Here is a 26,427-nt window from a genome sequence, read left to right on the forward strand (position 1 = left end):
CAGACGATGCACAGATTTTCTTGGAACGCCCTTAAACACTTCTGGCAGATACACCTCACCGTCGCCCTCTGTACAGCTGTCGCCACCGGTGTGCTTGCGGGGGCTTTGCTCGTCGGAGATTCTGTCCGTGGAAGTCTCCGCAGCCTCACGACAGAACGGCTCGGTACAATTCAACATGCCCTCCTCGCCGATCACTTTTTTCAGCCAAATATCTTAGATCGGCAAAACACTGTACCAACGATTTTGTTGAATGGCACGGTTGTTGCGCCACAGGCACAGACCCGTGCATCAAAGGTTAACGTCATCGGCGTAACAGAAGACTTCTTCACCTTTTGGGTAGGCGATCCCGTGCCGAACCTGAACAAACCCCCTAATCAGCCTTTCAACACGATTGTCATCAACGAGGCACTCCAAAGTGAGTTGAAGGTCCAAATCGGCGATATGCTCTTGGTGAACGTCGCGCAAGTTGCTGACATCCATCCCGAATTCTTGCTCGGTGAACGCGACGCTGCGGAGGCTATCCAGAGCCTCCGATTGGTCATCAGCGATATTGTTCCGACGAAGAACGCCGGTAGGTTCAACCTACGCGCACATCAAAACCTCCCTTTCAACGCTTTCATCGCGCTTCCAACTTTACAAAAAGCACTCGGACAGGTAGACCAAGTAAATGCCCTCTTCACGGCAGAAACAACCCCTATTTCATCTGACCAACTCACGTTGACGCTTGAGGCTCTTGACTTGAACATTCAAATGCATAGAGACCACTTGGATCTCCAAAGTCGGCAGTACCTCCTCAAACCTGTGTTATCGGAGAGTGCCTTGACGGTTGCAACGGAAAACAGTATCTCGACCCTCCCGACGCTGACCTATCTCGCAAATACAATATCTGCCAACGATAGGACGGTTCCATATTCCACAATTGTTGCATTCCCAACGGATGAAGGAGAGTTTTCAGATGACTATCGCGCCAAACCAAATGAAATCGTTCTCAATACGTGGACAGCGGATGATCTCGGCGTGAAAGTCGGCGATGAAATTAGCATTACATATTATAGTGTCGGGGCGGATGAGACCTATAACACCGAAACAGCATCCTTTCTTCTGAAGGGGATCGTGCCAATCGAGGGCATCGCTGCCGATAGAGGCATCATTCCTGAGTTCCCGGGTATCCACGACACCGCTGATATGTCTGAATGGGAATCCCCTTTTCCGATTGATTATACCCTCATCCGCAGCCAAGATGAGACGTATTGGGATGAATACGGACCCACACCGAAAGCGTTTATCTCGCTGGAGACGGGCAAGCGACTCTGGCAGAATCGGTTTGGCGATCTTACGACTATTCGCATGAAGGTGCCACAAGGTTCAGACGTGCAGGCAACACGCACGCTTTTTGAAACCCAGTTCCTCAAAAGGATTCAACCCGAGCAGATCGGATTTCAATTCTTGGCGCTCCAAACAGAAGGACTGCAAGCCGCTACAGGTGCCACGGATTTCGGGATGCTGTTTAGCAGCCTCAGTATCCTTATTATTCTCGCTGTCGCCTGGCTTGTCGAGCTGTTCTTTCGTATCGGTGTTGAACAACGTTCTCACGAGATTGGTATACTACAAGCCGTTGGCTATCCACTCGCTAAAATCCGCCGTCGTTTCTTTTTGGAGGGTGGGAGTGTCGCCGGTATCGGCACGCTTTTGGGATGCTTACTCGCCATTGGGTACGCCCAACTGATGCTATTCGGGTTAAAGACGTGGTGGTTGCCTGCTATCGGCACCCCCTTCATCGCATTTCACGCGAGTTTATGGAGCCTACTTATCGGGGTATGCGTGACAATGGTCGTCATGCTGAATGCCATCCGTGTTGCCGTCGCGAGGATAGGACGGACTTCGACGGCTACGCTCCTCGCCGGTGGAGCGGATTTTGATGACGCCGGTGTAAAACCAAAATCTCAAGAAACGAAGACAGCAGGCGGTTTAATATCAAAAATTACCTTTCTGGGGCTCGGTATCTGGTTCGGTATCATAGCCGGATCCCATCTCTTTGACGATGGATGGTTCGGATTGATTCCTTTGGTTTTGATACTTGCTATTATTTTATTTTCTATCCGCTATGGACTCCATAAAGCCGAGGGAATCTACGCGCATCTGACCCGTCAGCACATTAATTCAATGTTTTTGTTTTGCTGCATTGGGGTTGTTATCGGTGTTATCATTGGCTATTTCCCTTTAGTCCAGTGGATTCGAGAGACGGTTTTTTCGTGGTTTGAACATCCGGTTGTTCAATTTCTATTCTCCACACTCTCTATTCTCGGTGTGGGATGGCTGGCTTTTAGTAGATGGCTCGCCTCCGAGAACGTACCGAAACGGTTCAGCCGGATGCGATTTGCTATCAAAAATGCTGCGCGGCAGCCCCAACGGAGCAAAGTCTCTGTTACAACCGTCAGCTTGGCGTGCTGTATTATCGTGGCAGTCGGTGCGAATCGGCACGACGCACCCCCAAAAACAGAATACGCCTTTGTTGCGGAGTCGGCACTCCCTTTACACCATAGCCTGAATACACCCGACGGGCGGTTTGAACTCGGTTTCTCTGACGCTGCTTCTGAACTGCTCAGCGCGTCGGAAATCATTCCATTTCGCGTGCTTCCGGGTGAGGACGTGAGTTGTTTAAATCTCTATCAACCTCAGAAACCGCAAATTTTGGGTGCTTCGGGGGCTATGTTGGTAAAACCGCCGTGGCAGCGATTAGAACTCAGCGATCTCGGAGAAGGGAGAGCACCCGCGATGGGTGACGACAATTCGCTGCGTTGGATCTTACACCACAATCCTGATGACGATTTTCTTGTCCAAGATGAATTTGGAAAACCGCTGCTTTTGGATATTGAAACGCTTCAGGGGAGTCTCTTTCAGAGCCAACTCATTATCTCAGAAGCGAATTTTACAAAGTACTTCCCAAGCCAAAGCGGTTATCAGTTTTTCCTTATCAAAACGCCACCCGAATTGCGAGAAGAGACGGCACAAGTCTTAGAGAAAACACTCGGTGACTACGGGTTTGACCTGACATCCGCATCGGCGCGATTGGCGAGCTATCGATCGGTTGAGAATACCTATATCTCCACTTTCCAGAGCCTCGGGGGTTTGGGTGTGTTACTCGGTACGTTCGGACTGGCACTGGTGCTGTTTAGAAATATTATCGAACGCCGTGGTGAACTCGCAACGCTCCGCGCGTTCGGATTCAGCCGACGCCTCCTCTCACGGATGTTATTCCTTGAAAGCTGCTTTCTGCTCACTGTCGGTATGTTCATCGGGATTGTCGCAGGACTTGTGGCGATCCTGGCGACGCATGGACACTTTCCCGCTTTCCCGTGGATTTCCCTCACAATTACCTTGCTTTTTATCTTCGGTTTTGGTATAATTGCAAATGCCGTTGCAGTTACTATAGCACTCCGAAGTCCACTCTTGGCTACCCTTAAATCTGAATAATCACGAAAACACAGTATGTTTGCGTTGAGAACGACACTTCATGTAGGATATGTGGTGCTGATTGCCTGCTCTCTCCTGATGCAAAGCGGGTGCTCCAGTGATTCTGAGACAGACACGCCGAGTGCGGTGAATCACACGGAATCGGCGTGGCGTTCTTATGCATCTGGGGACTATGCACAGGCACTGCTCAGTTTTGAGCGCGCCCTGAGTTTCGATGAAACGCTTGCGGATGCGCATAACGGCATTGGGTGGAGCCATCTCAGTCTATCGCTAAATCCGGTGCTTGCACAGCAGGCGTTCCAAAACGCTGTCCAATTGGACGCTTCAAATGCTGATGCTTGGGTCGGACTCGCGAACGTGCTCTATCTGCGGAATAAAGATGCCTCTGATTTCAGGGCTGCTATCCGTGCGACTGATAACGCACTGCAAGGTGATGCCAAATACCTTTTTCGGCACGATTACCGTTCTAAAGCCGATCTCTATGCGCTGCGGGCATCGTGTTATTACTACCTCAACGAGATTCAATCTGCAAAGCAGGAAATTAGCAAGGTGCTACAAATTGATGCAACAAATAGGACTGCCATTGTCCTACAGAATTTAATAAAAGAATAGCGAACCGCGAATCGCGAACCGTTTACCGCGAATCGCAAGACACAAACTATGGTAAACCTGAAAAATAAAAAGACACTTTACCCCGCCCCTGGTAGGTGCGGTTTCCAAGACAGTGCTGAATGTCTGATTAATTCTAAGGTTTAGCATAAATGAACATTAAGAATTTAAATCGGTAATTCCAATTTTCCCCAAACTCAGTAGTAGTCTGTCAACCTTCAAATGATGGGGAAACCCCGGTTCGTAGTAGTGCGATTTATCGCACGTCAGGAACGGGCAATGAATTGCCCTACTACAAACTGCCTCTTAGTTTAGATGTGACAGAACAGTAGGTGCGGTTTGTAACCGCACCGGATATTACCGAAATATTTTCTTAAACTTCATACAGCATACCGCGAACCGTTTACCGCGAACCGTAAGACACAAACTAACAGTTTGTGGTACAAAAGACGCGAATAGCGAACCGCGATAAGCGAATAGCGAATAAGGAGAAAAATATGTCTCAAGACGTTATCACTTCTACACAGTTAACCAACTTATCACCTGCTCACAGTGGCAAGGTCCGAGACCTCTACGATCTCGGAGATGAACTCCTGATTGTATCCACCGATCGGATTTCGGCGTTCGATGTCGTTTTACCGAACGGTATTCCTGACAAAGGGAAAGTCTTGACCGGTTTATCCACGTTCTGGTTCAACTACACCGAATCTGTCGCCGACAATCATCTCATTACAACGGAAGTCGAGGATTATCCCGATGTCTTACAGTCGGATGCAGATCTTTTAAAAGGACGTTCTATGCTCGTCCGCAAAGCAGAACGCGTTGATGTTGAGTGCGTTGTGCGTGGCTATCTTGCAGGCTCTGGCTGGTCGTCGTATCAGAAAACCGGCGAAATCTGTGGGCAGAAACTGCCCCCAGGATTACAAGAGTCAGACCGGCTCCCAGAACTCCTTTTCACACCGACAACCAAAGCGGAACAGGGAGAACACGACGAACCAATCTCCATTGAAGAGATGCGAAATGAGGTCGGCAGCGACTTGACGGATCGCTTGATTGATGCGAGTTTTGAACTCTTCAGAGCCGCCAGCCAACACGCTGAAAGTGCCGGAATTATCCTCTGTGACACCAAGTTTGAGTTTGGGCAGCGCGACGGTAAACTGATTGTTATCGACGAAATTTTCACACCCGACTCCTCCCGTTTCTGGCCCGCCGAGCTCTACGAACCTGGTAGACCGCAGCAGAGTTTCGATAAACAGTTCGTCAGAGATTACCTTTCCGAGATCGGTTGGAACAAAGAACCGCCTGCCCCAGAATTACCGGAGACTGTTATCTCTAAAACAAGCGAAAAATACCGCGAAGCGTATCGTCTCATTGTTGGTGAAGAATTGTAGGACTTACGCACGCAGCTCTGCTGTAGCACAAACTTTTAGTTTGTGTATTCTGTAGCACAAACTTTTAGTTTGTGTCCTGGAGTAACCCGAAATGGCAAGTCCCCTGAACGGTATAAAAGTCTTGGACCTGACACGAGTGCTCGCCGGTCCTTATGCCACAATGCTTCTCGGCGATCTCGGTGCGGAGGTCATCAAGATTGAACAACCCGGTACAGGGGACGAATCTCGCAATTTCGGTCCCTTCAAAAACGGGTTTAGTCTCTACTTCATGAGCGTCAATCGTGGGAAACGGAGCGTGACGCTCAACCTCAAGACCGAACGGGGACGCGCGATATTCAAACGGTTGTTGAATCAGACCGATATTCTGGTGGAGAATTTCCGTCCCGGAACGATGGAAAAATTGGGTTTGAGTTATGACACGCTCAAATCTGAGTATCCGTCGCTTATTTATGCAGCGTGTTCCGGTTTTGGGCAGACGGGTCCCTACGCGCAGCAGGGCGCGTATGATATGATTATCCAAGGGATGGGCGGTATTATCAGTATCACTGGTGAACCCGATAGACCCCCTGTGCGTGTCGGTACCTCTATCAGCGACATTACCGCTGCGCTCTTCACGACAATCGGTATCCTTTCTGCACTGCACCATCGCAACCAAACGGGTAAGGGACAGTTTGTTGATGTGGCAATGTTAGATAGTCTTGTTGCTGTTTTGGAAAATGCTGTTGTCCGCTATTTCGCAACGGGTGAGGCACCAAAACCGCTCGGGGCCAGACATCCAGCGATCACACCCTTCGAGGCGTTCGCATCTGCTGACGGACACGTTATTATTGCCCTTGGAAACGATACCCTTTGGTCAAAGTTCTGTGAGCACGTCGGTAGGCAGGAACTCATCTCGGATAAACGGTTTCGGACGAATGCAGACCGAACAGAAAACCACGATCAACTCTTCCCGATCCTTTCGGAGATTATGTCGCAACGCGCAACAGACGATTGGATTGACGCACTCGGCACGATTGGTGTCCCCTGCGGTCCCATCAATGCGATGGACAAGGTTGTTACCCACCCACAAGTCCAAGCACGGGAGATGATTACACGCGTCGCACACAAAATCACGGGTGAAGTTGAAGTGCCGGGCGTACCTATTAAACTATCAGAAACCCCCGGCAGCGTGGACGCACCGGCACCGAGTCTCGGCGAACACACGGTTGAGGTCTTGACGGGTTTGTTGAAAATAGATACGGATGAAATCGAGCAGTTAAGGCAAGATGGGATCATTTAGAACAAACCTTACCGCAAAATAGCGGTCAGCAGTCAGGTCGCTGCGCTCTCAGCAATCAGTGGATCGTGTGGCAATTTCGTTCGTTATCTTTGCCACAAGCTGCTCTTACTGACGGAAACTGAAACCGACAGTTGATGGGTATTCCTCTGACTGCTAAGAGTGGAGTGGAGCGTTAGCGGAACGGAACGCCCTGACACCTGACCGCTGACAACTACTTGAAAGGAGTCCACATGTCGGACGAAACCTTGCAAACACTACACGGAACAACCCTTTTGACGCTGGAGGGAGATCTTGCTGCACGGATGGTCGAGACTCTTGACGGGTACGTTACCGACGCGGTAGCGAGTTCTCCTGAAAAACGCGGGGCTTTATGGAACCGAGATTACAGCTCTCACGATGCATACCTTAAATCCGTTGAACCCAATCGGGAACGGTTTAGAAAACAGATTGGCTGCCTCGATGAACGGTTGCCAATTGAGGAACTCAGCTATGTAGCCACTACACGTACATCGGCGCGGATTCTCGAAAGCGAGAAGTACATTGTATCTCGCGTCCGGTGGCAGGTTTTTGATGCGGTTGACGGAGAAGGGTTGTTGTTAGAACCGACGCAAAATGTCCCGATTACTGGACAGGTTATCGCCCTACCGGATGCCGACTGGACACCTGAAATGATCGCTGGAGTGACAGCGGATTTACCACCGAATGCCCAGTTCGCAAGGCGTTTGGCACAAGCGGGGTGTCGCGTCGTCGTTCCGCTCCTTATTAACCGCGAAGATACCTATTCGGGTAATCCAACCCTCGGTGCAATGACGAATCAACCCCACCGCGAATTCATCTACCGGATGGCGTATCAACTCGGTCGGCATATCATCGGGTATGAAGTGCAGAAGGTGTTGTCGTTGGTGGACTGGATGTCGCATGCCGATGTACCGATTGGTGTTATCGGTTACGGTGAAGGTGGTCTGATTGCACTCTACAGTGCCGCTGTGGATACACGGATTCAAGCGACGGCTGTCAGCGGCTATTTTCAATCGCGGCAAGCGGTCTGGCGAGAACCGATCTACAGGAATGTATGGGGATTGTTACACGAGTTTGGTGACGCTGAAATCGCTAGTCTCGTCGCGCCGCGTCCGCTAATTATTGAAGCGAGCCGTGGACCTGAAATTGCTGGTCCACCACCGCCGCGCTCGGGACGTGGAGGGGGTGCACCCGGACAATTGGTGTCACCGCCGCTCGATGCTGTAAAGTCGGAATTTGACCGCGCACGCGACTGTTATCAGCAACTCGGTGCTGAAAGTGCGGTCCATCTCATCTCTCCTGAAGACAGATTGCCAGGAGCTCAAGACACCTTGCGGACGTTCCTCACTGAACTGGGTGCGGAAGGTGTGTCTATTGACAGCTCCCCGCTACTCGCACCATCAGACGTTGACGACTTCGATTATGCGGCACAGCAGCAGCGGCAGTTTATGCAATTGGTGAATCTGACGCAACGCTTTCTCCGAGAAGCCGCATCGCGACGGCAACAGTTCTTCTGGGAAAAGACGGATACCTCGTCGCTTGAAAGTTGGGGAGAGACCTGCCGGGATCCGAAAGTCTATTTCTGGGACGAAGTTATCGGTAGATGTCCGGCTCCCGACGTGCCTGCCAATCCGAGGACACGACTCATCTATGATGAACCGAACTGGAAAGGGTATGAAGTTGTGCTTGATGTCTGGAAGGACGTTTTTGCCTACGGCATCTTGCTGCTCCCGAACGACCTGCAACCCGAAGAACAGCGTCCCGTCGTTGTCTGTCAACACGGTTTGGAAGGAAGACCACAGGATACTGCCGATCCGAAAATAGAGTCCGTTTATTACGCTTACGCCGCAAGTTTGGCAGACAGAGGGTTTATCGCTTATGCCCCGCAGAACCCATACATCGGTCAGGATGCCTTCCGGGTCATCCAACGCAAAGGGAATCCAATAAAATGGTCGCTCTTTTCACTCATCATTCGCCAACATGAACGGACGCTTGACTGGCTCGCGGCGCAGCCCTTCGTTGATGCCGATCGGATTGGGTTTTACGGATTATCCTACGGTGGGAAGACGGCGATGCGGGTGCCGGCTGTGCTTGACCGTTACGCCTGCTCCATCTGTTCTGCGGATTTCAACGAATGGATCGTGAAAAATGCCACTTTTGACGCTCGTTATAGTTATATGTTCGGCGGCGAGTATGAGATGCCGGAGTTCGATCTGGGAAACACGTTCAACTACGGCGAGATGGCGGGATTGATTGCGCCGCGTCCGTTCATGGTGGAACGCGGACACGAAGACGGTGTCGCACCTGACGAATGGGTCGCCCACGAATTCGCTGTTGTTCGACGACTTTATGTCCAACTCGGTATTGCCGATAGAACGGAGATTGAGTTCTTTGACGGCGGGCATCAGATTAACGCTGAAGCCACATTCCGTTTCCTCCATCGCCACCTAAATTGGCCCGAACCGTAGTTCTATTGTTTACAGTGCCTCCGCCTCTTCTTGTAGGAGCGAGCTGTGCTCGCGACTTGTATGCTGCTTCGTTTGCTTTCAAATTACGGTTTGTAGTAGGGAAACCATTCATTGCCCGTTGTTGAACTTCGGACGTGCGATGAATCGCACTACTACGAACCTATCCTAACATTCAGAATGGATGAAACACTACGTATTGCAAAATCATGCTTTATTCTATCATTGTAAGCGCGGGACTGGAAACAATCGCACGCGAGGAATTAACCGAACGCTTTGGCGACACCGGACACCTGAAAATCCTTGAACGCAGACCCCAACGACTCCTTTTTCAGTATAGGGGCAACCCGCGCGATTTGTTGTCCCTACGAACAGCAGAGCATCTTTTTTTCGTCCTGAAGCGGACACCGAAAATGACGCGCTCACGGAGTTCTCTGGCGGCATTGAGCGGTTCGCTCACACGCTTCAATTTCAAAGAGATGTCCGAGTGTTGTCGGCAAGTCGGTATCAATGTCCGAAAGCGCACACCGTTTCGGGTGACAAGTCGGTTGTCTGGGAAGCGCAACTTTCGGAGACTTGACCTTCAGCGCGTCGTGGAACGTGCCTTATTGGATCGCGGATGGTATCTGGCGAAGGGTGGCGCGTCACTGGATATATGGGCAGAGGTACACGGAGACGACGGTTATATTAGCGTCAAACTCTCATCGAACGAGATGGCACAGCGTCCCTATAAACACGCACATATACCGGCATCGCTCAAACCGACGGTAGCATACAGCATGGTGCGGCTTTCACGTCCACATCCGACCGATGTCTTTTTGGACGCTATGTGTGGTGCAGGGACCATTCTATTGGAACGTGCGTTCATCGGTCGCTACGGTTACCTCATCGGCGGTGATATTTCTACAGAGGCGTTGGATGCCACTGTGGTGAATTTCGGTAGACAACATCAACCGCGTCAGTTCTTCCGTTGGGATGCGCACACCTTACCCCTACAGCCGAACACGGTCGATAAGATTGTCTGTAACCTTCCATTCGGCGAGACAATCGGGAATATCTCACAACTCACAAACCTATACCGCCAGTGTCTTGGAGAGTATGCGCGCGTTCTGAGACCGAGAGGCAGGATGGTGCTGCTCACCTCGCAACGCGAATTGCTTCAGAGAGCACTCAAACAACAACGTTCCCTCAGGGTTACCCAACAATTAACGGTCGATGTCCGCGGCATGCGCGCATGGATTTATGTTATTCGCTTCACATAGCGTTGACACGCCACCTTGTATTGTACCACAAACTGTTAGTTTGTGTCTTCTCGCTGTTCATCAGAAAGCACCTAAATCTCAGGCACTCGGACCGCAACCTCTTTCCCTGCTGCGTGTGAGCGGAAGATACCGTCCATAATCACATTCGTGAGTAGGACACCCTCTGGGGGTATCGGAGACGGTGCGTCCGCTTTAACGGCTTCACGGAACGCCGTCATCTGTGCCTCCCAAACATCGACCTCTGGGAATCCTGAGAGTTGGATCGTGGTCATCCCCTCTGGTGGGTTCGGCGCTGCTGTCAAACCTTCCGATTCAACTAACTTCTTAAGTTCACCGCCGTATTCATCGGCATAGATAGTGGGTCCACCCAAAGAGATACCCATTTCCTTACCGAGACAGAAACTCGGACCGAGTGAATCCTGATGAATTGCCCAAGAGATCTTGAACACCATCACGCTGCCGTCTTCAAACCGGACCCACGCCACACCGAACTCTTCGACATCCATAATACCGCGGAACCTCGGATCTTGCTGCGAAATATAGTCTTCGGTGATAGCCGAGACGCGCACGGGTTTCGGATACCCCATCGCATACAACGAGTTGTGCATGTTATAGACCCCGATGTCAACGATTGCACCGGCACCCGCAGTCTTTTTATAGATGAACGTACGCCCTGGATTCCCACGCCGTCTGCCTCCTGAGGATTCGGAATAGTAGATGTCGCCGAGAAAACCTTCATCGATGACCTTCTTGGCGAACTGGAGTCTCGGATTGAACGTGCTGTGGAGACCGATTTGCAGGATTTTACCGGATGCCTTTGCTGCGCGTGCCATAGCCGTTGCATCGGGGAGTTTGGCTGCCATCGGTTTTTCACAGAAGACGTGTTTACCGGCATTCAGTGCCGCGACAGTGGGTCGGCGGTGACCTTGGTTGTAAGTACAGACGCTAACTGTATCGATCTCGTCCATCTCAAGCATTTTGTTGTAGCTTGTGAAGACGTGTTTTTTCGGGACACCCCACTGTTCGGCGGCTTCGTTTGCCTTGCTTTTGATGATGTCGCAGACGGCAACGATCTCAAAACCCCCGACTTTCATGTAGGTTCTCTGGTGTGCGCGGGAAATACCACCTGTGCCCACAATACCGACTCGAATCGTCATACTATTCTCCCCTCGTAAGTAGAATTAAATGAGGATGGTTCATTATTCACAGAATTTTCGTACCGCAAACTGTTAGTTTGCAGGCTGCCAAAAACCCTAAATCTCAGGCACTCGGACCGCTACCTCTTTCTGTGCTTTATGCGATCGGAAGATACCATCCATAATCACATTTGTGAGCAGGACCCCTTCTGGTGGTATTGGCGACGGTGCGTCTGCTTTGACGGCTTCACGGAACGCGATCATCTGTGCCGCCCAGTTATCTTCCTCTGGGAATCCTGAGAACCGAATCGTCGTCATTCCTTCCGGCGGGTTCGGTTCCGCTGTCAACCCTTCCGATTCAACAAACTTCTTGAGATCCCCGCTGTATGCATCGGCGTAGACAACCGGTCCATCCAACGAGATCCCCGCTTTTTGACCAAGATGGAAGTTGCCGCCGAGAGAATCCTGATGCACCGCCCAGGAGATTTTGAACACCAGCACGCCACCATTTTCAAACCGGACCCACGCCACACCGAACTCTTCGACATCCATGATACCGCGGAATCTCGGATCTTGCTGCGAAATGTAATCCTCGGTGATAGCAGAGACGCGCACGGGTTTCGGATACCCCATCGCATACAGCGATCTGTGCATGTTATAGACACCGATATCAACGGTTGCCCCCGCGCCTGCTGTCTTTTTGTAGATGAACGTATGTCCCGGATTCCCACGTCGTCTGCACCCGGCAGATTCGGAGTAGTAGATGTCGCCGAGCAAGCCTTCATCGATCATCTTCCTTGCGAATTGGAGTCTCGGACTAAACGTCGGGTTGAGACCGATTTGCAGGATTTTGCCGGATGCCTTTGCTGCGCGGGCCATAGCAGTCGCATCGGGTAGCGTCGCTGCCATCGGTTTTTCACAGAGGACGTGTTTACCGGCGTTCAGTGCAGCGACGGTGGGTCGACGGTGTCCTTGATTATACGTGCAGACGCTAACTGCATCCAGTGCGTCCATTTCGAGCATTTTATTATAGCTGGAGAAGGCGTGCTTTCTGGGGACACCCCACTCGTCAGCGGCTTGATTCGCCTTACTTTTGATGATGTCGCAGACAGCAACAATCTCGAAACCCCCGACTTTCGTATAATACTGCTGGTGCGCACGCGAAATGCCACCCGTACCAATGATACCGACTCGGACTGTCATATTATATCACCCCATGAGCAGAATTGAATTGACATAAGAGTGTAGACGAAACCGGTTTGCAATGCAAGCGAAAAATAATCCATCATTTGTATACTTTGCAGACGCGCCACTTTCACTTCTAACATGCCGGCTCTTTCTTCCTGTAGGAGCGAGCTGTGCTCGCGACTTTTTTATCTCCCGATTTAAAAACTAATCTTCACCAAAATTAGTAGGCGAGGTTTCTAACCTCGCCGGTTCTCAGTCCACGATATAAACATTTCCCATTCATGCTTGCTCATAGTGCCTTGATAATTCTAAAATCTACTGCAACGACCTTCGGAAATTTGACACTTATTTGCATATTGTGATATACTTTGTATACCAACAGCCAAAATCAAACGTTGTATTTTCTATACATATACTTTGCTGGAAGGGACAAAATTTATGACAGAGGCACCGTACAGCATCTTTGATTCACGCACTCCTGACGATATCCACCATGAGATTCAAAAGGTTTATCTTGAAAACGCCCGACCATGGGTCATCGGATACAGCGGCGGAAAAGACTCGACGACTGCACTTCAACTGATTTGGTATGCCCTTGCTGAATTGCCGCCAGAACAAAGGAAATATCCGGTCTACGTGATTTCATCTGATACATTGGTTGAGACACCGGTGATTGTGAGCTACATCACTGGCACCTTAGACCGTATCGAGACGACTGCCCGCGAACAAAAGATGCCGTTTCAGACGGCCCTCGTCCGTCCAAAGACGGAAGATACCTTCTGGGTGAATCTCATCGGCAAAGGTTACCCTGCCCCGTATACACGCTTCCGGTGGTGTACGGACCGAATGAAAATCCAGCCAGCGAATCGGTTCATATTGGAAAAAGTTGCTGAACACGGTGAAGTTATAATGGTTCTCGGGGTTCGCAAAGGTGAAAGTGCAACGCGCGATCAAGTCTTAAGTTTGCACCGTATGAAAGATTCGCTCCTTTCACGACACACGACGTTACCCAATGCTTTTGTTTATACGCCTGTGGTCGATTTTACCATGGAAGACGTGTGGATGTATCTGTTATCCAATCCCTCCCCGTGGGGCGGTGATAATCGACAGTTGGTGACACTCTATCGCAACACGAGCGCGGAAGGTGAGTGTCCTTTGGTGGTTGACGAGACAACGCCATCTTGTGGAAACAGCCGCTTTGGATGCTGGACCTGCACTGTTGTAACAAAGGATAAAGCGATGGAAGGCCTAATTGATAGCGGGGAAGATTGGATGCTACCCCTGCTTGAATTCCGTGACTTTCTTGCTGAGACCCAAGATCCTGTAAGGAAACCTGAAGTCCGCGAGCATCGTCGACGGAATGGACAAGTTATGATCCTCAATAACAAACTTGTCCACGGTCCCTATACGTTGGACTTTTGCAAGGAACTCTTAACAAGACTTCTCACAACCCAGCAACAGGTTCGTAGAGACGGACCTGACCCAGATATCAAACTCATCACGGACGACGAGCTCGAAGAGATACGCAGGATCTGGCGAACCGAACGCCAAGATTGGGAAGACGCTGTCCCACAAATCTACACTGAGATTGTTGGAGACCGCGATTGGATCGTTGATAATACCCTCTCCTTTACTGAAAAGGATAAAGATATTTTGGAGGCGATCTGCAATGAAAACGGAATCCCTGTTACCCTTGTTGCAAAATTATTGGACACAGAGCGACAGATGGATGGAATGAGTCGACGTGCTGGAATACAATCCCGAATTGACGAGATATTCCATGAGGATTGGCGTTCAGAAGAAGAAGTCCGGGCCGGTTTAGATAACGGTGATTTCCAACAATGATTATCCACAAGCTCACTCTTAACAATATTGGTCTGTTCCGCGGGACACAAACTATTAATCTTACACCGAACGGCAAGGGCCCCATAATCCTTATTGGCGGGATGAACGGGGCTGGTAAAACGACGCTCTTAGACGCAATTCGTCTTTGTTTGTACGGCAGGCGGTCCCTTGGGAACCGCGTCAGCCACAATGAATATTATGACTATCTCTCTTCATTGATTCATCGCGGTTCTGATTCAACAATACCTTTGAATCACGCTGCTGTATCACTTGAGTTTGAATATGCACACAGTGGAGAAACGAAACAATACCGTATTGAACGCACATGGCAACGGTCTGGCTCAAAACACCATAGCGTTAGCGAAGGTTTGACAATCTCCGAAAATAACTGGTTGAATACCGAATTTGACGCGGAACATTGGCAGGATCGTATTTATGAGTTTATCCCTATTGGGGTCTCCCAATTCTTTTTTTTCGACGGTGAGGACATCCAAAAATTGGCAGACGACTCCAAGCACGACCTATATCTCGCTGAGTCAACCAAAGCGTTGCTTGGGATAAACTTGGTGGAGCGATTACAATCGGATTTGCGTATCTACGCGAATCGTCTCGTGAAGCGTGATAGCCCTGAACCGGTCCAGAAAGAAATTGTGGAAGTAGAAGCAGAAATTGCTACGCTTGAGTCTGCACTCAGAGATACATACGTACGTGCAGAAGCTTTGGACATTCAAAGTGAGAAACTGGAAAACCAGATTGAGAGACAAGAATTGATCATTGCAGCCGAAGGTGGAGGTTATGCAGCGAAGCGAGAAAGCCTGAAAGTACAACAGGGACAGCTTCTTGCTGATATTGAGGCGTTGGAGACTGATATCCGAGACCTATGCGGTGAACTGTTTCCGTTTGCCTTAGTCCCTGATCTGCTCAAGAAACTGGAAGATCGGCTCCTTAAAGAGATTGAATTAGACGAATGGGAAGCAAAGAATCTCGCCTTAGAATCTGTCAACACTGAAGTACTTAAGACCTTGGCATCTGCCGCATTTTGGGATAGTGTCTCTTTACCTGAACCACAAATTGAAGCAGTTCGTTCCAAAATCACGCCATTCCTGAAAACCCAACTTGAAAAAACAAAACGTGAACAACCAGAGACACTTCGCGGCTTCAAGAAGATCCGGGACCGCTCTCCTTCGGAGTACGGTCACCTATTGGAGTGGATTGATGCCTGCCTTAATGAAGTGCCTCAAGAATTTCGTGAGTTGAATGATACATTAGCAAAAGCACAATTAGAACTGCAAAAGGTGGATCAGGACCTTCAGAAAGTCCCAGCCGAAGAGGTCTTGAAACCACTGATCGAAAAATTGTCCCTGTCAAATCAAGAACTTGGACAACTCCATAAAGAGGAACAAGAGGCAGAACAATCTATCAAATCTTTAGAGTATCAACTTGAAGTGGCAGAGCGAAAATTGGATAAACTGCGTCACACACAACAATTAGGAGAAGCACACGTCCAACGTCAACAACGCGTAGAAAACGTGCAATCGGTGCTTTCTGCTTACACAACACGGTTGACCCAAGCTAAAATCGCTACATTGAGTGAGGCCATTGTACAAGGTTTTAATCAACTTTCACATAAACCCGATCGGATTAGACGCGTTGAAATTGACCCCCTGACCTTTGCTGTGACGCTCTATGATACCCAGAATCGCGCACTACGAAAAGAGAAGTTATCCGCGGGTGAGAAACAAATTTACACAACTGCCCTTTTATGGGCATTAGCGAAAACATCAGGTAAGGCATTACCGATGATTCTTGACACCCCGCTTGGACGTTTGGACAGTAGTCACAGACGACTTCTTATTGAACGTTATTTTCCGTATGCGAGTCATCAAGTTGTTCTGTTGTCAACCGACACCGAGGTCCAGGGATACTTGCGTTCGCTATTGGATCCCTACATTTCGCGTACTTTCCACTTGGTGTATCAACAAGTTGAAGGGTATACGACAATAAAGGAAGGCTATTTTGGGTAATACTAAAATTTGGACAGTTCGTTTTGTTTCAAGTTGTGTTTTCCAATACCTCGGTGTTTTTCAGCAAGTTTTCCTAAAGGTGTAGTTCGCCAAAAAACAGGATTTCGGGTGAGAATATAAGCAACCCTTGCAGAATGCCACACGCGCATTCTGCATTGATTCCGGGGTGACATGTGTCATAAAATCTGAAGTAGGTGTCAAAAAATTTGTGTTCAATTCAACTGCCTCACGGGAATTCTTAAAATTGTCCAAAGTTTAGTAAATCTATACACAAGTAGGGAAACAACATATTAATGAAAAAGATACGTAAAAGGACAATAGGATCTGTTAAGTCAGAACTTCTTGCTAAGGCACGAGAGGCAGCTTTATGTGCTATCCAAATTTTCAATTCCCCTCAAATTTTCTTCAAATCAGAGACTTTTATAGTCCTTATGGTAATAGCATGGACCTATATGCTTCATGCTTACTACAGATCTAAAGGTATCGAATACCGGTATTATAAACAGAGAGGTAAGAGAAAATCCTTTGAGCGAACTAAACATAAATCTTATAGATATTGGGAACTTGAAACCTGTTTAAGGCGTGATGAGTGCCCAATTGACATTAACACAACTAATAATCTTCTATTTCTGATAGGGCTCCGTCACGAAATTGAACATCAAATGACTCGTTCACTTGATAACTATCTGAGTGGCCACTATCAAGCATGTGCTCTGAACTTCAATCACTACATGAAGGAACTCTTTGGAGACAGATATGGCATCGATGATCATTTGGCATTCAGCATCCAGTTTATGAAACATTCGGAGGAACAAATTCTTGGTTCCAAGCCTGAGCCAAATATTCCAGAGCATCTACAAACTTATATTACTGAATTTAATGCTAGCCTAACCGAGGATCAGCGTAACAGTGAAAATTATGTAATCCGGCTAGTGTTCCGACCAAAGTTAGTTAATCGCCCGGGGCAAGCAGACAAGGTTATTGACTTTGTTAAGCCTGACTCAGCAGCTCCTTTTGAAGATAACGGGACATTGTACGTAACAACAAAGGAGATCGAACGTCCTAAACTCCTCCCTTCCGCTGTGGCGGCAAAGGTGCAAGAAGCAGGTTTTAAAAAGTTCAGGACTCAACCAGAGCATGTCAGGATGTGGAAAGCAGAAGATGCAAAGAATCCCAGCAAAGGATATGGCGTTGAAGTGCAAGGTCAATGGTATTGGTATGAATCTTGGGTTAAACGCTGTCTTGAATTGTGTAAAGCAGCTGGCGATCTTTACCGTTGAGAGACCAATCGAGTGTTAAATAATCCTTAAGCCATTCGTAGTTACTTTCTAAAAGCTTCCTCACGATGCCACGCCAAAGCATCTTGAGCCGGGTAAAGTGCGTCGTGTTCAGGCAACAATATAGTCTTCTCGCTCAGTTGAGTTAGCATCCACTCCGTTGGTCTTCTTTCTGACATGAGTACAGAGACAATAACTTGATAGGTCTCGTTCAAAGAAATTAAGCCTTTGTCAAAAGCCCAATGGTGCAATTTGCAAAGCGAGATTCCATTCCGCACATCGTCATTTCTTGAAATACGAAATGGAATGATGTGCGCGGCATCAGTCGCACTTTCCCCATCCATTGTGACAATGCGTAACCGACAAACAGCACAAGTATAATCGTACATTCTCATAATTGCTTGACGAAAGCCCGCAGTACGAATTGGATTCTCTCTTTCAATTGGTGCTATCGGTTGCTGGGATGAAAATGTCTGTTCGACCTGTCGGATCAGCAACTGTCTGTACTCTCCAATTTGTTGTTCTTCTGTAATGAGGCTTTTGATCGCTTGCTCGAATTTAGAGAAATAGGTGTGAATAAGCGTTTGACGGAGAACCTCTCGATCTCGCGGGGTAGTGAGCAAAACAAAAAGCTCATCATCTAAACTTGCGTATGCAACAACTTCCCGAAGGCGGGATATTGATGTAATTCTACTCCTAACACTCAGGGCTTTTTCGTAACCAGCGTTTGGATGAAGGTGCCAGAAACCTCTGCCCGTTAGATGAAAAAATGGCAGAGCAATATTAGGTTTTCGATCTGTTACTACCTTCGTCCAATATTTCAGGAAAGTTTCTGCCAAATCTGGAGACAATAGTACTTTATTTTCCTGAATTTGTCCTTGCTCAATCAGTGCGATAATGACTAACAGAAGAAGCGGTTGGTGGGGTGCCGCACCATGTGCTCGGTCTATCCGCAAGCTTTTGAATTTTTGGACGTATTTTTGTAGGATAGTATTAGCCATCTTTTTACTGATACTGTGTTAAGTAAGACTGGCAATTTTCTGGTGTCGGGTGTGAGACCGCAACCTATTTTTCACTAATACTGTGTAGCTTAAACACGGGGTATAAAAGTCTTTGACAAGATCTGCTCCATCGGAACGATATTCGTATTTTAACGAGATTTCTTTGAGTGATATAAAAGTTTTTCCAAAAAGTTAACTGTTTTCTAACACCACAATTTTAACATATTTTGTAAAAAAATTCAAAATTTTCCTGACCGCTATCAAAGTCTACTAATCCTGAAAATCCTGATTCAGATGATTAACGCCTCCCATTGTAAATGCAGAGTAGCAATTCTGTTGGCTACACGCCTCTATCATGAAATTAGAATCAATAAAGCCGTAACTTACAAGACTCTTTTCGGTAATTGAACCTGGTTCGTCTCTTGTTCTAATGCCTTAGCATAATCCTCGCGTAATTTATTTACATCCCCCGAAAATTGATTCAGCATATAGAATAACAAATTTTTAGCGAGCGTCTTACCTTTTATGATCATCTTTTTTTTTGTAGGGTGCCAGATGATACCATTATAGGGGACTTGGGTCAGGTCTGTAGGTAATTTTGAAAGCATCTTGAAACATTCAGGGAGTGGATACTTCTCTGCAAGTACCGCGATGACTTCTGTTAATATCTTGAGACCTATAGGACGAAAAAGGACGCTGCCTCCGTCTGAATGTCTATATTTCTTAACAACTGTTGAATTGTCAGATGTATTAGCAAATTCCTGCAAGGGTAAAAAACTATTTGTAAGGCGTTTAAAGTAATCACAAGCATTGTCGTAATGCTGATTGAGAATCTCATCTGATTGGCGTATTTTCGTGAGTTCATCTTTTTTCTCTTTAAGTGTCTTTCTTTTTGAGAGGACGTATACTTTGGTAAAGAGTATGTCTAACAGATCGTAAAGATTCCCAATCGTCGTGAGACAGGTCTGATTACTTTTTGGGATACTATCGGGCACATTGTTTAAAATTCGTGGGTCCATAAACATCGGATTTCCCGCAACCAACCGTCGGACAATAATAGCTATCGTATCGTTCTCATCAAGAGCGATAATTTCTCCTTTTGAAACCCGGACAGCATTTTTATTTAAAGTCGTGAAAAGCCTCCGGCTCCTTTCCACTCCTTCTATATCCGTTCTGTGCGCGATGAAAATAATAGACAATTCCTCTTCGCCCAATTGTGGGTTCTCTGTTACAGCTGCTTTAATTCCTATGAGGCGGTGTTGCCCATCTAATGTGAATAGTTTTTCTTCTCCGTTCAGACTTAGAATTCCGATCCCCGCGACTACATCTTCTGGAATCTCTTCAGGATCCAATTGGTTGTTGCTCTTGATATGGGTAATATCATACCAGCTGGGGTCGCCTTCATAGGCTGCGACAATCAGCGAATTAAAAAAACGTTGTTCCTGTTTTAAGAGATAATCTCTTATCTCGTTCCCTCGTTTTCTTTTTATCTCTCGTTGTACCATCTCGCTCAAGGTTTTGCTTTGGTAAATTTCCTCAGCAATTTTAACCCTTTCAGCGATGTCTTTAAGTTTCATGAGGGTAGGGTAATAGACCCAATCACCCACTATGCCTCTTAGCGACGGAAGATATAATTTTTCCATCATTTTAGTCCTTTGATTATGTCTCGTACTTCCGCTGAATATCCTCGTTCAACGAAAGGTGGTGTGAAGGTATCTAATAGCATGCGCTCTAGCTGTTTTAAATCCATCTCGGTTGGATCTACTTCGACGTAATAAAAATACAGATAGTTTTCCCATGTATTTAGCATAAGGTGAATACGTCTTCTTTTGGGATGCTGTTTGTAATAGAGATAATCTCTAAATCTTTTTTGTAAGTCCCGCTCGCTCTCATGTCCTGTTTGTCCGAGGTATACTAAATAACCATGCGCTGGAAAATTACCAATTCTGGGTTCAATGAAAAAAGCGTAAATTCCCTTCTCAGTAGGGATCTTATTCGCGTTGTTTCTTTCAAACTTTACGCATTGCCAATCTAATGCAATCCGTGGGGCAGTGTAGGTATCCCACTGTTCTTTCCAAAGAAAAAAGGATCTTTGATAAATACTTACATCTTTTTGCTGATCAATTGGATCTTGGTATACCATAACGTCTCCTAAAGCGGTTTACACGGCAATTCTAACATATTTCGTGAAAAAATGTCAAAATTTTCCTAACACTACCAAAATCCGCGTCATCCGTGCAATCCGCGTTATCCGAGATTTGCGGCGTACTCGCCCAAAAGCGACGTGCATTCAGACGAAAAAAAATCCTAATTCCGACAGACAACCCATAACTTATAACCCATTTTTACTTGACATCCGTTAGCAAAAAGAGTATAATATATCATTAAGATTTCCAAAGAGGTGAATAGCGTATCAAACTATAGCCGACAGCCAATTGCCAACAGCCAACAGCCACAAAAAAATGTTACACTTTTGGCAAAATTGCGTTTTTTCGCATAACAGAAAATCGAAAGTAAAACGTCTACGAACCCCGACACCCACTGGGTTCTCTTACGGTATAGGCAACACACCAAATGTACACCGGTGTAACATTAGTGTAACATTTTTAACGCAAATTGCTGAAAAATATACCGTTAAGTTAAAACCGTATTCACGCCCGTATGATCCTGTGAATCCTTGAATCCTGTCCATCCGCATTCTGACAATCCGCTGCCAAAATATTTAAACACCCCTCCAAAATTTTATATTTGACAAATTTCTGGGAAAAATGTAAAATATACAACAATAAGGCAGGAAACGATTGTAACTTTGCAACAAAAGCGTGTTAACATCGTTTTGTATAATAGGTGATTGCGCATCGCAATGCGGATTTTTTACACTAACCGATAGGAGATTCTCACATGAGACTATTTATGACTGTTGCTGGCGTACTATGCGCTGCAACCCTTGCGCTTCTGGCACCCACAGCCGATGCTGCAAATAAAGTAGATGTGTTCATCTACACGGACACAGTGCAGTGGATCGGTCAAGCCGCAGCAGTAGAAGAAGCCGAAATACTGGCGGACCTACTTGACGGACAAGACGGAATCGGCGAACTCATCCTTCACGGGCCAGCAAAAACTGTTGAAGCCTGGACAAAAGACCATACCGTGGACAATGGACACCATCTCATTGTCATGTTCGGTGATGTACCCGTCGAAATTTACGACGTCGGGAAAGATGCCAAAAAAGAAACCGTCGCCGAGGAGTTCCTTGATGCAGGTAACACCTTCTCGAACAGTGCCGACTACTTTTTCTGGGGACAGGGCGGCAGAAATGAAGAAGCCGGTATCAAGAATATGATGGATATCCCCAATATGGTGCAGTGGGATGATAATACGGCTATGGAGGTTACCAAAGAGGGGAAAGAACTTACACCCACACTTGATGACTACGCGACAGACCGACCCTTCCACGTTGATAAACTTGATGGTGATTGGGTTTTAGAAATCGCATTCGCTTCGGATACTGGAGACCAAAAAGCCGACCGCTGTGACCCTTGTATCGTCCACAATACGAAAACGAATGGACGACTCATTCAGGTCTACCAAACCGCTAACCAAGATGACCCGAAAGGCGAAGTTATCGCCGAAATTATTCTCAACTACTACCTTGAGACTGTCGGCGCCCTTGACGTTGACCCTCAAGATAAACTTCCCGCTTTATGGGGAGATATGAAAAGAAGGAGATAACATTTAATGCGAAATATTTTTCTGTCACTCACGCTTATTGCTTTACTGGCACTGCCGCTAACGCCGGTCTTTGCTGCCGGTGAAGTCGCTATCTACACAGGTGTCACGCAGTGGATCGGTAAAGCACCCGCCGACGAACAGGCAGAAATCTGTGTCGATATGCTCAACGATGCTGGTATCTCTAACACATGGTACGATGCCGAGGCAGATACGGATGCCTTGGCGGATTGGATGGAGAGTGTCACCGGTGATGGTGGACTGGATATCTGTGTCCTCTATGGTGATTTTCCACCAAGCCTCTACCCAGAAGGTAATACACAAACGGATGGCTCCATTGCCGAAACGTTCATCGAAACCACCGATGGCGATGTGTTCATCAATCACGCCGATTACATGTTCTGGGGACTCGCTGGCAGGAACGAAGAAGGCGGGCTAAAGAATATGATGGATATCGACGGGATCACCATGTGGGACGATAACACCGACATGGTTGTCACCTCTGAAGGTGCCGCTATCTCTCCTACGCTCACTGATTTCCAATCTGACCGTCCCTTCCACGTCGATGAATTGGAAGGCAATTGGGAAGTCGAAGTTTCCCTCGCACAGAACGATGACGGCACTCGTGCCGATCCGATTATCGTGCGCGATGGAAACCTTGGTCGACTGATTCCAGTGATACAGACAGCAAACGGCGATGAACCGAAAGGCGCAGTTGCCGCTGAAATTATCACCTGGCTCATGGCCACAACGCCGGTCGAACCTGCTGACAAGCTTTCCACAACGTGGGGTGCTTTGAAAGCAGTCCGATAAGCATGATTTCCAATCTTGATATGCTGTTTATAGGCGCGCTTTATAAGCGCGCCTATCAATAAAAACGCTTGTAGGGGCAGGTCTTGGGTCTGCCCGCTGTTAATTGAACCGCCCAACCCTATAGAAATACCCACCTATAAATTAGAGATGAGATTTAGAACGTCCAACATCTTGTTTACACTCTCGCTGCTTTTGTTGTTGATACCAGCTTGTCACGATCCAATAGAGTCCCCTCTCGTTGGCACCCTTCCTATTGAAACCATCACGACACCTAAAGACAATGCCGTCATGGTTTATGTCCCTGCTGGCGAGTTCCTCATGGGCACCAGTGATGCAGAGATTGAACACTACAAAGAAATCTTTCCGCTCCGTGACACTGCCCGATATGACAATGAACGTCCGCAGCGTACCGTCTATCTTGATGCCTTCTACATCGACAAGTTTGAGGTGACAAACCGACAATACAAACAGTTTCTCAGCGAAACGGATTATGAACCAGAACACTATCTTGATCGCCTTCCGTATAATGCTCCCGACCTTCCTGCCGTTGTCTTGAAATGGGAAGATGCCGTCGCGTATACGGTGTGGGCAGGCAAGCGGTTGCCTACCGAGGCGGAGTGGGAGAAAGCCGCACGCGGCACAGATGGACGCACCTGGCCCTGGGGCAATGTGTTTGACGATACAAAACTCAGTGGTAACGATGGCAGAGGACACAGAGATGGTTATAAAGAAACCGCACCTGTCGGACAGTTCCCGCAAGGCGCGAGTCCCTACGGCGCACACGATATGGCGGGCAATCTCTGGGAATGGGTCTCGGATTGGTACGATCCAAACTATTACCGCACCAACCCTCCGAATGTCAATCCACAAGGCCCCGAAACCGGCGATGGTCACGTTCTAAAAGGTGGTGGTTGGGCGGAAAATTTGGATTTCACCCGATGCGCCAGCCGACTCGGTGGAGAGCCTGGCTCCCTCTTACGCGGGTTTCGGTGCGTAATGGATGCACCCTTTGGAGAATAGCATTCTCAAACACGCACTTGACAATCCTCTCGTAAATGCGTATAATAGATAAGCGTGGGAGGGTTGGCTATTGAAACGGATTGTCACGCACGCAGACCCAGACCTTGACGCGATTGTGAGTGCTTGGATTGCCCAAGATTTTCTCTTTCAGGCACACGCATCAGAGGTCTTGTTTGTGAACCGAAAAGTGCCAGAAAAACTCATGCAGCATGCCGATTGCTTGGTGGATGTTGGGAACGTCTATTGTCCTGAAAACTATCGGTTTGATCACAAACCCCCCGCATTTGAGAACAGAAATAGCACGTGTGCGGCGCGGCTCATCTATGAGTATCTGTTAGGTACCGATGTTGCTGTCAAACACCTTGCGCATTTGGTAGAGATAACTTATCAAGGCGATACACACCGGAATTCAGAAGCACTCAAACAGAGTCGGATTGATGGACCGCATGCGAAATTAAAGCAGTTAAAAACAGAATATGAGGACACAGCAGCGGTCTATCAACAGATGGTTCTTTGGCTAAGGAGTTATACAAAAGACTTATGAAGAAATTTAGATGTTTACTCGTCGTCCTGTTTGTCATCGCAGGATTCGCTGGCGCAGATGAATGGCATCAATGGCGTGGCGAAAATCGCGAAGGCGTTTGGATGGAAACGGGGATTATTGAAGCGTTTGAAGGTTCAGAGATTCCAATCCGGTGGCGTGTACCTATCAGTAGCGGTTATAGCGGACCAACTGTCGCCGATGGACGTGTCTACGTCACCGATAAACTGATGAAACCGAAGCAGGTTGAACGCGTACACTGCTTTGACTGGGAAACGGGAGAGAAGCTCTGGTCTTACACCTACGATTGCGTCTATAAAATCGACTACGCCGCTGGACCCCGCGCAACTGTGACTGTGCATGGCGGACTTGCCTACGCCTTGGGTGCAATGGGACATCTCCACTGTTTTGACGCTACCACAGGTGAAGTCATCTGGAAAAAGGATCTCAATACCGAATACAATATTGAGATGCCTATCTGGGGGATCGCAAGCGCACCGCTGGTGGAAGGTGAACATCTCATCGTTCAAATCGGAGGTACACCGGAGGCGTGTATTGTTGCCTTTGACCGAAAAACCGGGGAAGAAAAATGGAGAGCCGTGGACGATACCGCCTCTTATTCGGCACCCATTATCATTACACACGCCGGTCAACGGGTTTTAATCTCTTGGACAGGGAATAACATTGCTGCGCTCGACCCAGAAACCGGAACAGTCCATTGGCTCTATTCATTTCCTTCTACCCGTTGGGAGATCGGCATTGCAACCCCAATTTTCTATGAGAATGAATTGTTTTTCACAAACTTCTATGAAGGTTCGCTGCTCCTGAAATTGGCACCAGATAGTTTAGATGTCGAACTCGCATGGCACCGAACGGGTAAAGATGAGCGGAATACAGAGGCGATTCAGACGACGATGTCAACCCCGGTTCGGGTTGGTCATTATATTTACGGTGTAGATAGCTACGGTGAATTCCGTTGTATTGATGCCCGAAATGGCGATCGGATTTGGGAAGACCTCTCCGCCGTGCCGACAGCACGCTGGAGCACTATCCATTCTGTCAAACATCCCGCAGCGTCAGAAAACAGAGTCTGGATGTTCAACGAACGCGGCGAACTGCTCATCACAGACCTCACGCCTGAAGGATTGAATATCGTCAGTCGTGCTAAACTGATTGAACCGACGCGGGATCAACTGAACCGCAGAGGCGGCGTTACATGGGCACACCCCGCTTATGCCTATAAACACGTCTTCGCACGGAACGACGAAGAACTTATTTGTGCAAACTTAGCAAAAACCAAAAAATAGTTGGGATTTACGCAGAGTTCTCTTTTGTAGCATAACCTGTTAGGTTGT

The 26,427-nt window shown here is 47.8% G+C and carries 19 protein-coding genes; 14 read left to right on the forward strand and 5 right to left on the reverse strand.

Going from position 1 to position 26,427, the window contains the following annotated elements:
* Nucleotides 1-6 precede the first annotated feature (6 nt).
* From OXN25_00745 to OXN25_00770, 6 genes are all read left to right on the forward strand, one after another.
* On the forward strand, nucleotides 7-3,474 hold the full coding sequence (locus OXN25_00745; protein MDE0423373.1) for an FtsX-like permease family protein: 3,468 nt from the start codon (nucleotides 7-9) through the stop codon (nucleotides 3,472-3,474).
* Nucleotides 3,475-3,489: 15 nt separating this feature from the next.
* Nucleotides 3,490-4,086: a hypothetical protein gene (locus OXN25_00750; protein MDE0423374.1), complete on the forward strand. Its 597-nt coding sequence runs from the start codon at nucleotides 3,490-3,492 to the stop codon at nucleotides 4,084-4,086.
* 494 nt (nucleotides 4,087-4,580) lie between these two features.
* Nucleotides 4,581-5,474 (forward strand): phosphoribosylaminoimidazolesuccinocarboxamide synthase, encoded by an 894-nt coding sequence (locus tag OXN25_00755; protein ID MDE0423375.1) that lies wholly within the window; start codon nucleotides 4,581-4,583, stop codon nucleotides 5,472-5,474.
* Nucleotides 5,475-5,565: 91 nt separating this feature from the next.
* Nucleotides 5,566-6,753 (forward strand): CaiB/BaiF CoA-transferase family protein, encoded by a 1,188-nt coding sequence (locus tag OXN25_00760; GenBank protein ID MDE0423376.1) that lies wholly within the window; start codon nucleotides 5,566-5,568, stop codon nucleotides 6,751-6,753.
* A 230-nt stretch (nucleotides 6,754-6,983) separates the two neighbouring features.
* On the forward strand, nucleotides 6,984-9,239 hold the full coding sequence (locus OXN25_00765) for a prolyl oligopeptidase family serine peptidase (protein ID MDE0423377.1): 2,256 nt from the start codon (nucleotides 6,984-6,986) through the stop codon (nucleotides 9,237-9,239).
* Nucleotides 9,240-9,445: 206 nt separating this feature from the next.
* Nucleotides 9,446-10,498 carry a methyltransferase domain-containing protein gene (locus OXN25_00770; protein ID MDE0423378.1) on the forward strand — a complete coding sequence of 351 codons (1,053 nt, stop codon included), beginning with the start codon at nucleotides 9,446-9,448 and terminating at the stop codon, nucleotides 10,496-10,498.
* A gap of 71 nt (nucleotides 10,499-10,569) precedes the next feature.
* On the opposite strand, the gene OXN25_00775 is transcribed toward OXN25_00770, so the two are convergent.
* Complete coding sequence (locus OXN25_00775; GenBank protein MDE0423379.1) at nucleotides 10,570-11,655, reverse strand: Gfo/Idh/MocA family oxidoreductase; 1,086 nt, start codon at nucleotides 11,653-11,655, stop codon at nucleotides 10,570-10,572.
* A gap of 96 nt (nucleotides 11,656-11,751) precedes the next feature.
* Entirely contained in the window at nucleotides 11,752-12,837 is a 1,086-nt protein-coding gene (locus tag OXN25_00780) for a Gfo/Idh/MocA family oxidoreductase (GenBank protein MDE0423380.1), read from the reverse strand.
* Between the two features lie 423 nt (nucleotides 12,838-13,260).
* Here OXN25_00780 and dndC point away from each other — a divergent pair, with 423 nt between their 5' ends.
* From dndC to OXN25_00795, 3 genes are all read left to right on the forward strand, one after another.
* Complete coding sequence (gene dndC, locus OXN25_00785; GenBank protein ID MDE0423381.1) at nucleotides 13,261-14,667, forward strand: DNA phosphorothioation system sulfurtransferase DndC; 1,407 nt, start codon at nucleotides 13,261-13,263, stop codon at nucleotides 14,665-14,667.
* Nucleotides 14,664-16,691 carry a DNA sulfur modification protein DndD gene (gene dndD, locus OXN25_00790; protein ID MDE0423382.1) on the forward strand — a complete coding sequence of 676 codons (2,028 nt, stop codon included), beginning with the start codon at nucleotides 14,664-14,666 and terminating at the stop codon, nucleotides 16,689-16,691. Before dndC ends, dndD begins: the two co-directional genes overlap by 4 nt.
* 293 nt (nucleotides 16,692-16,984) lie before the next feature.
* Nucleotides 16,985-17,971, forward strand: a complete 987-nt coding sequence (locus OXN25_00795; GenBank protein MDE0423383.1) for a DUF3644 domain-containing protein — start codon at nucleotides 16,985-16,987, stop codon at nucleotides 17,969-17,971.
* A gap of 41 nt (nucleotides 17,972-18,012) precedes the next feature.
* Here OXN25_00795 and OXN25_00800 read toward each other — a convergent pair whose 3' ends face one another.
* The 3 genes from OXN25_00800 to OXN25_00810 all read right to left on the reverse strand — a co-directional run bounded on the left by OXN25_00800 (nucleotide 18,013) and on the right by OXN25_00810 (nucleotide 21,112).
* Nucleotides 18,013-18,969 (reverse strand): HNH endonuclease, encoded by a 957-nt coding sequence (locus OXN25_00800; GenBank protein ID MDE0423384.1) that lies wholly within the window; start codon nucleotides 18,967-18,969, stop codon nucleotides 18,013-18,015.
* Between the two features lie 383 nt (nucleotides 18,970-19,352).
* Nucleotides 19,353-20,612, reverse strand: coding sequence for a DGQHR domain-containing protein (locus tag OXN25_00805; GenBank protein MDE0423385.1), 1,260 nt, complete (start codon nucleotides 20,610-20,612; stop codon nucleotides 19,353-19,355).
* The gene (locus tag OXN25_00810; GenBank protein ID MDE0423386.1) at nucleotides 20,612-21,112 is read right to left on the reverse strand and encodes a hypothetical protein; all 501 of its coding nucleotides are present in this window, start codon (nucleotides 21,110-21,112) and stop codon (nucleotides 20,612-20,614) included. The genes OXN25_00805 and OXN25_00810 overlap by 1 nt, the downstream gene beginning before the upstream one ends.
* A gap of 758 nt (nucleotides 21,113-21,870) precedes the next feature.
* On the opposite strand from OXN25_00810, the gene OXN25_00815 reads away from it, so the two are divergent.
* The 5 genes from OXN25_00815 to OXN25_00835 all read left to right on the forward strand — a co-directional run bounded on the left by OXN25_00815 (nucleotide 21,871) and on the right by OXN25_00835 (nucleotide 26,379).
* Entirely contained in the window at nucleotides 21,871-22,701 is an 831-nt protein-coding gene (locus OXN25_00815; GenBank protein MDE0423387.1) for a hypothetical protein, read from the forward strand.
* Between the two features lie 6 nt (nucleotides 22,702-22,707).
* Nucleotides 22,708-23,511 carry a hypothetical protein gene (locus OXN25_00820; GenBank protein ID MDE0423388.1) on the forward strand — a complete coding sequence of 268 codons (804 nt, stop codon included), beginning with the start codon at nucleotides 22,708-22,710 and terminating at the stop codon, nucleotides 23,509-23,511.
* A 147-nt stretch (nucleotides 23,512-23,658) separates the two neighbouring features.
* Nucleotides 23,659-24,531 (forward strand): formylglycine-generating enzyme family protein, encoded by an 873-nt coding sequence (locus OXN25_00825; protein MDE0423389.1) that lies wholly within the window; start codon nucleotides 23,659-23,661, stop codon nucleotides 24,529-24,531.
* A gap of 70 nt (nucleotides 24,532-24,601) precedes the next feature.
* Nucleotides 24,602-25,075, forward strand: coding sequence for a hypothetical protein (locus OXN25_00830; protein MDE0423390.1), 474 nt, complete (start codon nucleotides 24,602-24,604; stop codon nucleotides 25,073-25,075).
* A complete protein-coding gene (locus tag OXN25_00835; GenBank protein ID MDE0423391.1) occupies nucleotides 25,072-26,379 on the forward strand; it encodes a PQQ-like beta-propeller repeat protein in 1,308 nt (435 codons plus the stop codon). Before OXN25_00830 ends, OXN25_00835 begins: the two co-directional genes overlap by 4 nt.
* The last annotated feature ends 48 nt before the right edge of the window (nucleotides 26,380-26,427 follow it).

Source organism: Candidatus Poribacteria bacterium (assembly GCA_028820845.1).
Taxonomy (GTDB): domain Bacteria; phylum Poribacteria; class WGA-4E; order WGA-4E; family WGA-3G; genus WGA-3G.